At 42.3% G+C, this 12,196-nt stretch carries 16 protein-coding genes; 3 read left to right on the top strand and 13 right to left on the bottom strand.

The features are described 5' to 3' along the window. The 6 genes from parE to V6B33_RS14445 form a co-directional block, all read right to left on the bottom strand. Entirely contained in the window at window positions 1-1,971 is a 1,971-nt protein-coding gene (gene parE, locus V6B33_RS14470) for a DNA topoisomerase IV subunit B (protein ID WP_334218467.1), read from the bottom strand. Window positions 1,972-2,263: 292 nt separating this feature from the next. Next, the gene (locus tag V6B33_RS14465; RefSeq protein WP_334218641.1) at window positions 2,264-2,677 is read right to left on the bottom strand and encodes a CoA-binding protein; all 414 of its coding nucleotides are present in this window, start codon (window positions 2,675-2,677) and stop codon (window positions 2,264-2,266) included. A gap of 147 nt (window positions 2,678-2,824) precedes the next feature. After that, window positions 2,825-3,724, bottom strand: coding sequence for an ABC transporter substrate-binding protein (locus V6B33_RS14460; RefSeq protein ID WP_334218466.1), 900 nt, complete (start codon window positions 3,722-3,724; stop codon window positions 2,825-2,827). 21 nt (window positions 3,725-3,745) lie between these two features. Then, window positions 3,746-4,405 carry an ABC transporter permease gene (locus V6B33_RS14455; protein ID WP_334218465.1) on the bottom strand — a complete coding sequence of 220 codons (660 nt, stop codon included), beginning with the start codon at window positions 4,403-4,405 and terminating at the stop codon, window positions 3,746-3,748. After that, complete coding sequence (locus V6B33_RS14450) at window positions 4,402-5,379, bottom strand: ABC transporter ATP-binding protein (protein ID WP_334218464.1); 978 nt, start codon at window positions 5,377-5,379, stop codon at window positions 4,402-4,404. Before V6B33_RS14450 ends, V6B33_RS14455 begins: the two co-directional genes overlap by 4 nt. Window positions 5,380-5,517: 138 nt before the next feature. Then, on the bottom strand, window positions 5,518-6,810 hold the full coding sequence (locus tag V6B33_RS14445; RefSeq protein ID WP_334218463.1) for a purine/pyrimidine permease: 1,293 nt from the start codon (window positions 6,808-6,810) through the stop codon (window positions 5,518-5,520). Between the two features lie 201 nt (window positions 6,811-7,011). Between V6B33_RS14445 and plsY the strand changes: the two genes are divergently transcribed. Both plsY and V6B33_RS14435 read left to right on the top strand, forming a co-directional pair. Continuing rightward, a complete protein-coding gene (plsY, locus tag V6B33_RS14440; protein WP_334218462.1) occupies window positions 7,012-7,599 on the top strand; it encodes a glycerol-3-phosphate 1-O-acyltransferase PlsY in 588 nt (195 codons plus the stop codon). Window positions 7,600-7,790: 191 nt separating this feature from the next. Next, on the top strand, window positions 7,791-8,948 hold the full coding sequence (locus V6B33_RS14435) for a CapA family protein (RefSeq protein WP_334218461.1): 1,158 nt from the start codon (window positions 7,791-7,793) through the stop codon (window positions 8,946-8,948). 56 nt (window positions 8,949-9,004) lie between these two features. Here V6B33_RS14435 and V6B33_RS14430 read toward each other — a convergent pair whose 3' ends face one another. Continuing rightward, window positions 9,005-9,265 carry a hypothetical protein gene (locus V6B33_RS14430; RefSeq protein WP_334218460.1) on the bottom strand — a complete coding sequence of 87 codons (261 nt, stop codon included), beginning with the start codon at window positions 9,263-9,265 and terminating at the stop codon, window positions 9,005-9,007. A gap of 124 nt (window positions 9,266-9,389) precedes the next feature. Here V6B33_RS14430 and V6B33_RS14425 point away from each other — a divergent pair, with 124 nt between their 5' ends. Next, window positions 9,390-9,680, top strand: coding sequence for a HesB/YadR/YfhF family protein (locus V6B33_RS14425; protein ID WP_334218459.1), 291 nt, complete (start codon window positions 9,390-9,392; stop codon window positions 9,678-9,680). Window positions 9,681-9,725: 45 nt separating this feature from the next. Here V6B33_RS14425 and V6B33_RS14420 read toward each other — a convergent pair whose 3' ends face one another. The 6 genes from V6B33_RS14420 to V6B33_RS14395 form a co-directional block, all read right to left on the bottom strand. Beyond that, window positions 9,726-10,031 carry a hypothetical protein gene (locus V6B33_RS14420; protein WP_334218458.1) on the bottom strand — a complete coding sequence of 102 codons (306 nt, stop codon included), beginning with the start codon at window positions 10,029-10,031 and terminating at the stop codon, window positions 9,726-9,728. A 49-nt stretch (window positions 10,032-10,080) separates the two neighbouring features. Further along, complete coding sequence (locus V6B33_RS14415) at window positions 10,081-10,521, bottom strand: acyl-CoA thioesterase (RefSeq protein WP_334218457.1); 441 nt, start codon at window positions 10,519-10,521, stop codon at window positions 10,081-10,083. Between the two features lie 167 nt (window positions 10,522-10,688). After that, on the bottom strand, window positions 10,689-10,922 hold the full coding sequence (tlp, locus tag V6B33_RS14410; RefSeq protein ID WP_334218456.1) for a small acid-soluble spore protein Tlp: 234 nt from the start codon (window positions 10,920-10,922) through the stop codon (window positions 10,689-10,691). Window positions 10,923-11,004: 82 nt separating this feature from the next. Then, on the bottom strand, window positions 11,005-11,148 hold the full coding sequence (locus tag V6B33_RS14405; protein ID WP_172248695.1) for an acid-soluble spore protein N: 144 nt from the start codon (window positions 11,146-11,148) through the stop codon (window positions 11,005-11,007). A 109-nt stretch (window positions 11,149-11,257) separates the two neighbouring features. Then, window positions 11,258-11,404, bottom strand: coding sequence for an FbpB family small basic protein (locus V6B33_RS14400; RefSeq protein ID WP_172248696.1), 147 nt, complete (start codon window positions 11,402-11,404; stop codon window positions 11,258-11,260). A 96-nt stretch (window positions 11,405-11,500) separates the two neighbouring features. Continuing rightward, window positions 11,501-12,100: a peroxiredoxin family protein gene (locus tag V6B33_RS14395; protein ID WP_334218455.1), complete on the bottom strand. Its 600-nt coding sequence runs from the start codon at window positions 12,098-12,100 to the stop codon at window positions 11,501-11,503. Window positions 12,101-12,196: the final 96 nt, after the last annotated feature.

The raw sequence follows: 12,196 nt of genomic DNA, 5'->3' as shown, positions 1-12,196 counted from the left end.
TTACCCCTCCTCTGCGACCGTAATGTTTTCATTCTCTAATATGCTTCCGTCTTCTTCCAAACCAAATGCTACATTGCTTTCGATCCATTTACGGCGAGGTTCGACTTTATCGCCCATCAACGTCGTGACTCGTCGTTCAGCACGGGCGGCATCATCAATCCTTACTCTGATGAGGGCCCGTGATTCAGGATCCATCGTCGTTTCCCACAATTGATCAGCATTCATTTCACCGAGACCTTTGTAGCGTTGGATCATGTAGCCTTTGCCGATCTTTTTCATGGCGCCTTGCAGTTCTTCATCCGTCCAGGCATATTCAATCTTTTCTTTCTTTCCCGTGCCTTTACTCACTTTATAAAGCGGAGGAAGGGCGATATACACTTTTCCAGCTTCCACGAGCGGTTTCATGTAACGATAGAAGAAAGTAAGCAGGAGAACCTGTATATGTGCCCCATCCGTATCGGCATCAGTCATGATCACGATTTTATCGTAATTGATATCCTCAACGTTGAATTCAGGTCCGACCCCGCCGCCAATTGCATGGATGATGGTATTGATTTCTTCATTTTTGAAGATATCCTGCAGTTTCGCCTTTTCAGTGTTGATGACTTTCCCCCGAAGCGGAAGGATTGCCTGGAACTTACGGTCTCGTCCCTGCTTGGCAGAACCTCCTGCAGAGTCTCCCTCTACCAGGTATAATTCATTACGCTGCGGATTTCTTGATTGTGCCGGGGTCAGCTTCCCTGATAGAACAGTCTCGGAACGTTTACGTTTCTTCCCGTTGCGCGCATCTTCCCGTGCTTTTCTCGCTGCCTCGCGTGCCTGAGCCGCCTTGATTGATTTTTTGATCAGCAGGGAACTGGTTTCAGGGTTCTCTTCAAGGAAATAAAGAAGATGTTCTGATACTACGGAATCCACTGAAGAACGGGCTTCACTTGTTCCGAGCTTGCCTTTCGTCTGACCTTCAAATTGCAGCAGCTCTTCCGGAATACGGACGGACACTATGGCTGCCAGGCCTTCGCGGATATCCGTTCCTTCCAGGTTCTTGTCGCGGTCTTTCAGGATGCCTGCTTTACGTGCGTACTCATTGAAGACCCTTGTCATGGCAGTTTTAGCCCCTGCTTCGTGGGTACCGCCATCTTTCGTGCGAACGTTGTTGACGAACGAAAGGATATTCTCAGAGAAACCGTCATTAAACTGGAACGAGAACTCCACTTCAATGCTGTGGTGGATTCCTTCAAAAAACGCGACGCTGTGGAGGCTGTCTTTCTCCTCATTTAAATACTCTACAAATGCTTGAATGCCGCTTTCATAAAGGAATACTTCCTGTTGGTCGTGACGTTGATCGATGATATCGATTTTCAAGCCTTTCAACAGGAAGGCCGACTCTCTTAGACGTTCACATAACGTATCAAAATTATAGGTGGTGGAACTGAATATTTCGGGATCTGGTTTAAAGTGTATAAGAGTTCCTGATTTTTTGGTTTTGCCTATTTTTTCAAGTGTCGTCTCAGGCTTTCCGCCTTTTATGAAGCGCTGTTCATATTTGATGCCGTCTCTTTCTATCGTAACGACAAGCCATTCAGACAGGGCATTGACAACGGAAGCCCCGACTCCGTGGAGACCGCCGCTTGTCTTGTACCCTCCCTGACCGAATTTCCCTCCTGCGTGAAGGACTGTCAGTATGATCTCGGGCGTAGGTTTTCCCATTTTGTGCATCCCGGTAGGCATCCCGCGGCCTCTGTCTTGAACAGAAATACTGTTATCTTTATGTATGGTGACCGTGATTTCATTACCGAAACCTGCTAGTGCTTCATCTACTGCATTATCTACAATTTCATATACTAAATGATGCAGCCCTCTGGAGTCAGTGGAGCCAATATACATACCAGGTCTCTTTCGAACGGCTTCCAAGCCCTCTAAAACCTGAATTGCATCATCATTATAAGCCATGGACTGTGTCTGGTTGGCCACGAACATTCCCCTTTCAAACTTCTATGCCCGTATCTGAACTTACTGCACGGGTTTTTTTAATGTTCTATACTTACTATAACACAAGAACATTTGTTCGTTTACCTGTTTTTCATCATTTCAAAGGTAAACCACTATGCTATATTGTAGCGTTTTATTTCATTTTCGCAAATTTATTTTCTGTAAAATGCCCGGTTTCAGTGGCTTTATCATCTGTTTTAACCTCTCACCATTCTTGATGTAATCAATAATCCGAAAAAAAACAAGCGGTGAATGCCGCTTGCCTCAGTGAGATTTATTTGGTTAAAGCATGTTCAACCTTAATACAACGATCCATAATCACTGTATACCCACGTTCCTTCAGAAAAGAAAAAGCTTCTTCATTCATGACTCCAAGCTGAGCCCAGAAAACTTTAGCATCTATTTTATCAAATTCTTTCGCGATTTCCGGGAGGAATTCAGAACGCCTGAAGACATTGACAATATCGACCGGTCCTTCAATTTCTTCTAATGTTGACACCGCTTTTACACCCAATGCAGATTCGATGGCCGGGTTGACCGGTATGATCTCGTATCCTTGGTCCTGCATCGCTTTTGAAACAGAATGTGATGTACGCTCGGGATTGTCACTCAATCCAACGACTGCAATTCTCTTGGATTCTTTCAATATTTGTCCCATCTCTTCACGTGATGGATTTTCAATCATGATCAAGCACCGTCCTTTTTGGAATCTATATCTGCGTTCTAAAGTCCTATTCTATTTTTATAGCATAATTCCCTTTATTTTTCAAAATTATATGGATATATTCGAAGTAAGACAAGTGAACCCGGTTGAAAGGATTCACTTCATCATCAGTTATTCTTCGATTAATCCTTTGGAAATGAGAAATTCACGTGCCACATCTTTTGGTTCCTCTTTATCAATATCTACTTTGGCGTTCAATTCACTCATTTCTTCTTCTGATATCTGACCTGCTAATTTATTCAGTGTTTCTTCAACCTCAGGGTGTTCTTTCAGTACTTCCTGTCGTATGACCGGTGCCGCATCGTATGGAGGGAAGAAACCTTTATCATCTTTAGTGGACTTTAAGTTATATCGTTCAATTCTTCCGTCAGTGGTGAAGGCAGGAATGATATCCACATCCCCGTTTTTCACCGCTTCATACATGATATTGGGATCATAGCTCTCCTTATCTTTGAATTTGAATCCGTATGCTTCTGCAAAAGCATCGTAGCCGTCCCCTTCACGTTCGTAAAACTGGTGAGGTGCTCCGAAGCTGAGATCTTTTGAAAGAGGTACCAAATCAGAGAACGTTTTGGCATCGAAATCCTGATCCTCTGTATAAGCAAGAGTGTACGTATTTTCAAATCCAAGTGGTTTCAGCCATGTCACATTGAATTTTTTTTCATATCCTTTTCGGACCTGTTCAAGTATCTCGTCCCCCGAAGCTCCTTCCGCTGCCTGTTCTTTCAGGACAGCTTCAAGCCCGGTACCGGTATATTCCACATACACATCAATATCACCTTTTTCAAGTGCAGGTGTAAGGATCGAGACTTCCCCCAGACCTTCTTCCACCTTTACATCAAGGTCAGTCTTTTCCTTCAGTAGTTCAGCCATGATATGAGTAAGGATGAATTGTTCAGTCCACATTTTACCCGATACAGTGATCGTGTCTTTGCCTCCGCTATTCCCGCAGCCTGAGATGAGGATCGAGACTGCCAGCAGGATAATGAAGGGCGAGAGTTTTTTCTTCATATGTATGCTCCTTTGGTAAGATTATTTTCGGGCTTTTAACCCTTTTGGTGTTGTGGCATTTTCTAAAAGCCTTAACAGAAAATCAAAAAATAATGCAAGAAGTGCTGCAGGGACCGCACCGGCTAGAACGAGTGAATTGTTCCAGGTAGAAAGGCCACGGTAAATCAGGTCTCCCAGTCCTCCTGCTCCGACAAATGTCGCAAGTGTGGCCACACCGACTGTCAAGACCGTCGCCGTCCTTATGCCCGCCATGATAAAAGGCAGGGCGAGGGGCAGTTCAATCTTGAACAATAGCTGTGAGCCCGTCATCCCCATTCCTTTGCCTGCTTCAATGACGCCTTCATCCACTCCTGCAATCCCTGTAAATGTGTTCCTGAGAATCGGCAGCAAGGCGTATACGGTAAGTGCAATAATAGCCGTTGTGCTCCCGGTTCCCAGGAGGGGGATCAGAAATCCGAATAAGGCAAGACTCGGAATGGTTTGGAATACTGCGGTTATACCGATATAAAACTCTGCAATATTCTTTTTTCTTGAAATATAGATTCCGAGCGGTAATGAAATTACGATCGCAATAAAGATCGATATAAAAGATAGATAAAGATGCTCAACCAATCCGGTGATGATGTCATCCGAACGGCTTGTGATCGTATTGATGAATGATAGCGAAAGGGCATGGATCATTGTGATGGAGCCTCCCTTCTATTTTCAGAAGCGACAGCATGAAGGATATCGCTTTTTGACAGACTTCCTATATACTTATCGCCTTTTGTGACAACGAGTTTTTGCGGTTCTTTAGAAATGAAGAGACCGGCAGCTTCTGAAAGAGTGGCGTCGTGGGAGATTGTTTCATATTCAGATTCCCCGTCTTGCATGGAAATTGGATTGACATCCATGATATCGGCAACCAATATCTCTTTTTTACCTTCATTCAATCGATGCTCCCCGATAAACGACCTTACAAATTCATTTGCAGGAGAAGCAATCAATTCGCCCGGTTTGGCAATCTGTTCGATTCTTCCATCCTTCATAACGGCGATTTCATCTGCAATTTTCAATGCTTCGTCGATATCATGCGTGACAAATACGATCGTTTTATGTATGGAACTTTGAATATGCTTCAATTCATCCTGCAGCTGTTCCCTGCTTATGGGATCAAGTGCACTGAAAGGTTCATCCATTAGGATAATTGGCGGTTCAGCAGCAAGTGCACGTATGACGCCTACCCTTTGCTGCTGTCCCCCGCTTAGTTCGAGAGGATACTTCTTCCGGTAAATCTCTGGTTCGAGCCCTACCAGATTCATCAATTCATCAACCCTGTATTCATATTTTTCCTTTTTCCAGCCTTTTAACTTCGGTATCAGGCTGATATTCTCTTCTATCGTCATATGAGGGAGGAGTCCGATTCGCTGGATTACATAACCGATATTCCTTCTCAACTCCACTTCATTTTTTTCCGATATGTCGATACCGTTGATCGTGATGGTGCCGCTCGTTAGCCCGATCAGTTTGTTGATCATTTTCATGGTTGTCGTCTTACCGCATCCGCTCGGTCCGATCAGTGCAACAAGCTTTCCTTCAGGAATCAACAAGTCGATGCCTTTTATCGCTTCTGTTCCGCCTTCATACACTTTTCTGACATTCTTGAATTCAATCATTTAACCACCTGCCTGAAATCTAATCTAAACATACTAAGAATACCCCCTCTGCAGGAAAGGTAAACATATAGTTAGTCTGTGATGAAAGATCTTCCATCATTCTAATGCTATACGAAAAAAAGCCGGTAAACAATGAATTTACCGGCTTTTCATGGATTTTTCCGTTTTTGACCTGATGGTCTGCTCTACCAATATACCTGTGATGGTACCAAGGATCAGCCCGTTATTTAGTATGGAGGCCACCACCACGGGAACATCCTTGAAAGCGGCCGGAGGTACGAACATGGCGCCTACCCCGACTATCAAGGAGATGCCTGCGACGAAGTGGGTGCGTTCCAGATCCTTCTCTTTATGGTATTCCCCCAGTGCAAGGCCAACCATCTTTATGAAAATAACTGTCGTGACTGCGTACCCGACCGGAGCAGGTAAGCTGGCAAATAGATTCATCACTTTAGGAACCAGGCTGATGACTATGATGATGACACTTCCGGCGATGAACGGCAGAATGCTGTACATTCTTGTAGCCGACACAAACCCGGCAGCACCTGATATAGGAACAGGACCGATGGCAGAAAATATTCCTCCCAGGATCTGGTTGATCCCGGAGGCAAACCCGCTTTTCGTATACCTTTCGTATGTTGGATGACCCTGTGACTTCATCACTTCCTCTGTGACCCTGATTGAAGCGATCATGTTGGTCGTTAACAAAAAGGTAATGAATATGGAAGTGATAACGACGCCCGTATCAAATGAAGGAGCACCGAAAGCGAGGATTTCAGGTAAGGCAAACCATGAGCTGGATACTGTTACATGTCCTCCGAGACCCATCAAGACAAAAATGATCCAACCTGCAATCAAAGCAAGAATGATGGAATATTGTTGAATCCATTTTGTTTTATGACCGGAAAAGTACAGCGCGGCCAGAATGGTCAATATACTCCCTGCCAAAACGAAGGGCTGAAGAGTCCCGTGTTCACTGTTGATCCCGAACATCCCTTTAACAAAGGAACCGCTTAGCTGTAAAATTAGCAGCATCAAGTAAATAAACGTAATGGCAGGAGTAAATAATGAAGTCAGTTTCTTTAACAGACCCGTCGCTGCTAAAATAAAAAATATCACACCGCTGACAATCATTCCGCCTTGTAAAACGGTTAATACTTCTATGTGGCTGCTGTAAAGAGTTCCTGCGAACCCTGCATAAATGGCAAATACACCCCACCACAGGCCGGCTGGCCCTTCATTGATTGGCAGCCTGTGCCCAATAAGTGCCTGAATTAGGCTTGATGCCCCCAAAACGAAAATGGTCCGCTGGATGAAGTCTGCGGTTTCGGCTGGGGTCAATTGAAATAAATCAGCGATTGCAATAGGTGCAGCAATCGAACCTGCGACCATGAATGCCACCCACTGCAGTGCCGACAAAAATAAATGCATAGTATGTTCACCTTCAATTCCATGGATGTAAAGTGTAATTTATTTTACCATACAAAGGTGAAGGACATGATGAATTCATCCTGTATATCAAATAATATCTAGTTTTAAGAACAGGTACTAAAAATTTCCTGAATTTCTCCCGTTTTCAATAAAAACATGTTAAAATAAAGAACCCACTACATATCTAAAGGAGCAGTGATCATGATTTATGCCCTTATTCTTGTTATAGCTTATCTGCTTGGCTCCATTCCGTCAGGTTTAATGATTGGAAAAACATTCTACGGGAAAGATATCCGTGAACACGGTAGCGGAAATCTAGGCGGGACGAACACTTTCAGGACACTTGGAGTGAAAGCTGGCCTGGTTGTAACGATTATGGATATTCTGAAAGGTACGGCTGCGGCACTATTGCCGCTTCTATTCAATGTGGAACCAAAGATGTTCATGCTGGTAGCCGGTATATTTGCGGTAATCGGTCATATGTATCCTCTTTTCGCAAACTTCAAGGGTGGAAAAGCGGTTGCGACATCCGGAGGTGTCCTGCTGGGGTACGACCCTTTATTGTTCCTGATTCTTTTGGGAGTATTTTTTCTTGGACTTTATGTTTCTAAATACGTATCTCTATCATCCATGATAGCAGCACTCATTGCTTTTACTTATACTTTATTCACAGGTGATATCCCTTTGATTATCGTCGTCGGCGTCCTTGCCTTCTTTGTCATCTATCGGCATCGCGCCAACATTGTCCGTATTAGAAACAAGACAGAACCTAAAATTAAATGGCTTTAACAATGAAGCGAACTTAAACGGTCATCCTGGCAATGGATGGATTCGTTATTGTTCGCTTTTTTCGTTTAACACGTTGGAATTTCGCCAATAATAGTATAATTGATTTTTTTCTTCAAACTATACTCCCGTTAACAACTTTTTTCCTGTAAAATAATATCGAACATGTGAATTTAGAACGAAGGAGTTTGAATATGAAACGAAAGTTATACATAGTAAGTTTGATTCTTGTGATTCCATTACTTGCCTTATCAGGGTACTTGGTGCTGGAACAATATAAAAACTGGAATTCGTCACAGCAGCAGGATAAGCATGCTTCACTTCTTCATTCGACAAGGGAGATACCTTCAGAAGGTAAGACGATGAAGTCTACAGCAACCATTGCAGCCATCGGTGATATCCTTTTGCATGATCGAGTATATGAAGATGCACAAGCTGGCTCCAATTATGATTTTTCGCCGATGTTTGCTCAAGTCGAGGATATGCTTGCAAATCCAGATTTCCTGATTGCCAATCAGGAGTCAACCCCCGGGGGAAGTGAAATCGGTTTATCGAGCTATCCCCTGTTCAACAGTCCAAAAGAAATTGTAAAGTCCCTGCAGGAAGTAGGCGTTGATGCAGTGACAACTGCAAATAATCATTCGCTGGATCAAGGTGAAGAAGGCCTATTAAGCGCAATTGACTACTATGAGAAGATATCAATGCCTTATGTCGGTGCATTTAAGAATCAAAAAGACCAAGAAAAAATCCGCACATTTAACGTGAATGGAATCAAATTTGCACTCCTTTCCTACACATATGGAACAAACGGGATTCCAGTTCCGGATGGCAAGGACTACTTAGTCAATCTCCTGGATGAAAAGAAGATGATTGCAGAAATCAAGAAAGCCAAGACACTGGATATCGACCTTGTTGTTATGAGCCTTCATTGGGGGAATGAATATCAGCGGTTTCCTACGGACGAACAGCAAAGACTTGCCAAGGTACTTACTGAAAACGGTGCAGATATTATTTTTGGCCATCATCCTCATGTTCTGCAGCCGATTCAGACATATAAGACAAGCGATGGACGCGAAGCTGTCGTCATTTATTCACTTGGCAACTTCCTGTCCGGTCAAAAAGATGACTATAAGGATATCGGAGGAATGGCAACTGTCCAAGTTGAAAAAAAGCGCAATCCGGCAGGAGCAGTCATCTCCTATCCATCAATTGATTTTCAACCTACGTTTGTAGCCCAAGTCAATTATACGAACTATCGGATCTACCCTCTCGATTTTGCCCAAAAAAATGGAATGATCACCTATTCCGAGGATGATATGGTTTCACATATGATGAATGGATTGCCTCAATAGATAGTAAAGAGCTGATGTCACTTTATTGAACATCAGCTCTTTTCATTTGATTTATTTTAATGACTGCCAAATAAAACGTCATTAAAGAATATTCCACAAAGGGCAAGTACAGCAAGAATCAAGTTGGCTAATAAAAACGTATTTTTACTGCTCTTAAAGTAGAGCGTCACCATCCCGTAATAAACAAGGGAAGCTGCGATGATAAAAGTACCCGCTTCCACTTTGTAGTTTGTTTTTTCCAGCTGGAGAAATGTCATTATTCCAAGTCCTCCGAAAATAAAGGCACCTATGTAATATAAGAGTGCTTGTGTTTTCATGCAATCAACTCCTGTGCGAATTAGTAGATGTCAGCGGTTCATTATGTATATAATATAAAAACGGTCTCCCGTTTGTCCAAGCAGAGCGGGTGGTATAATGAATGTGGAGAAAGGAGTCTGAAACGTGAAGATACATATTTCAAAAGACGCTCTTAATTGGTTTAAAAACGAAATGCTGGTAGAGGAAGGAGATCATGTTCGTTTTTATGTGAGATATGGCGGTTCCAGTCCTCTGCATGACAGCTTTTCTTTAGGAGTAAACAAGGATGAGCCAATGGAAGCTGGTAGTATCGTTGAATTTGATAACCGATCATTTTTTGTAGAAGAAGGAGATTTGTGGTACTTCGACGGTCACGATTTGTATGTCGAATACGATCAAGAACTAGAAGAACCACTTTACGAATATAAAAAATAAGTGAAAGCTGAAGCCGGTCTGAGAACCATCCCGGCTTCAGCATCTTTATTTCTCCAGGAAACGATTAATATGCTCCTCAAGTCCCTCTTCTCTAAGAATTCTCAGTTGGGTCTCACCCATCAAATCATAATGTGGAAACCCGTCATGACGCATATGAATCCACTCTCTCTTCAATCCATATCTTTGTCCCCATATACGAAGTTTCTCGATATCAGCGCACCCTGCTTTAGTGACTGTACGGATAGCGGGAAACCGTTCATCAATCCAATAGTGAGTCAAAAAGGCGACTTCTCCTTTTTTCACACACTCTTTCCAATCATTCAATTCCCTTCGATTTATCCCAAATGCCATGACTTCTTCCTCTCTCCCGCGTCGTATAACTCATTTCTCCATTTTTTTACTAAATCTTGGTGTGTCTAGTCAACTGCTTTTTTGCTTTTTCATATGCCTCATGCCATTCAGGAAACATTCTGCGTATAGAAATGGGACGGAAACTCTCTTTTCTTACGCAGACGTGCTTTGAATGTCCAGTGATCGCTAACTGGTTTTCTCCATTATAGATTACATATGCATATGTAATCCGGATTCCGTCGTAATCATCCACCCATGTTTTAACAAGTGCTATTTCACCGTACCTTACTGGTGTTTTATAACTGATATTTAAGTCGACTACTGGAGACAGGATACCTTCCTTTTCAATTTGAGCATAATTAAACCCTAGATCTTCAATCAATTTTGTTCTGCCGAGTTCCATCCAGACTAGATAGTTTGCGTGATAAACGACCCCCATCTGATCTGTCTCTGCGTACCGTACTTGTACTGTGTTCTCTGATATATGCACGAAATTCACCTCTATATTTTATTAATGCACATAATCAATAGTATCACAGTATTTACCGTCATTGGAATAATGACGCTTGGTGAACGGGGGAAGAAAAAAGCCCGAATATGCTTGATGTTCAGCATATTCGCGGCTTTTAACTGTGTTTTCAGGTGCATGTCAAAAGGTTATTGATTATTATCTTGACCAGCTTCATCTTTGATTTCACTTCGGAATGCATCCAGACTCTCGCGGCGGCGTTCATTTTTTGCTTTTATTGATTGAAACTGCTCTTCACTATCAGTGAAAGCCATGGATTCTTCTGCTTTCTCCATATTTTCAATCGTATGCTGTACCATACCTTGAAGCTTCTCTACGTTATCACTGCGATCATCCGGATTTGGTTTACTGTTCCATGTCATGCTGCATTCCTCCTAAAGATGTGTTAAGAACTGACCTTCAAACGGGTCGGTCCCTCGATTAATTTTTATCAAAAGTATTATGTTATTCGCCCTTAGTCTGGATTACCTGGGCATGTTTACCCGACGTATCCTGCATTTTCTTCCCGTTATTATTACCCGCTTCTCTTGATTGGGTTCCTATATGGTTCGGAACAAAATGTTTGTTGTTTCTTTTCGGATTGCTCATTACTTCCCCTCCTTATTAGTATCATTTCCATTTTCGCTAGGAAGTTAAGGCGTAATAATTGGTATGTATTCCTTGGACTGGACAAAATAAAATAAAGCCTCGTAAATGATTACTCGGCTTTATTCAGGGGACGTTTTATTTCAAATCGTGCGTCGATTCTTTCTTCAATTGCGTTCATTGCATCCTGATCGAGGAGTAACTGTTTTTTGTTCTCTTTCACCAGATCAGCGAATGACTTCTTTCTTGGTCTGCGCATAAAAAGGGTACCTCTCTCTCTATAATGATTTGTATAAATAGTATATCCAAATTTCAGATAGTTTAAACAAAGGTCATATAGAGAAGTACGTTCCTCTTATTTCATTAAAGCTTCCATGCCTTCTGCAGTGGTGATGGCTCCGATTTGTTTATGAGTGATGATTCCTTGTTCGTTGATGACGTAAGTGGTCGGTACGGTCAGGATTTCGTATGCCTTGTTAATTTTGTCATCTTTATCAAGGAGTATGGGAAAAGTCAGACCCATGGATTTCTGATATTCCTTGACGTTGTATTGTGGATCAATATTGATAGCAAGGATTTCGACATCCGCGCTATGCTTTTTATAGAATTCCTCCATAATGGGCATTTCTTCTTTACATGGAGGGCACCATGTAGCCCAGAAGTTTATGATTACTTTTTTTCCTTTAAATTGTGACAAAGTCACTTTTTCTCCTGACAAATCGGACAGTTTGAAGTCAATAGCTTTATTCCCTGCATTCGGTCCGGGGAAATGTTCAGCAGGTTGAGTGCTGTCTGCGACTTCCCCTTCTTCAATATCTATCAGTTGATCATAAGACTGATTCACTGAAGCTTGTTCAAATTGTTCCCTCGATAAAACATTAGGACTGGACTTATTTTCAACATAAAATGTATATACCAGCAATCCGACAAGCAATACGCCAAAAAAAGATTTCAAAAGTCCGTCTCTCCCCTTCTGATTAGTTGCTTATAACATCTTATGTAAGCTTGTCTTAAATTAGTCAATCAAATAAAAAAAACCCCGAGATAAAAT

The sequence above is a fragment of the Mangrovibacillus sp. Mu-81 genome, from assembly GCF_036867415.1.
Taxonomy (GTDB): Bacteria; Bacillota; Bacilli; order Bacillales; family Bacillaceae_B; genus Rossellomorea.
The sequence above is the reverse complement of the archived record's forward strand: the minus strand, read 5'-3'. Positions and strand labels throughout refer to the sequence as shown.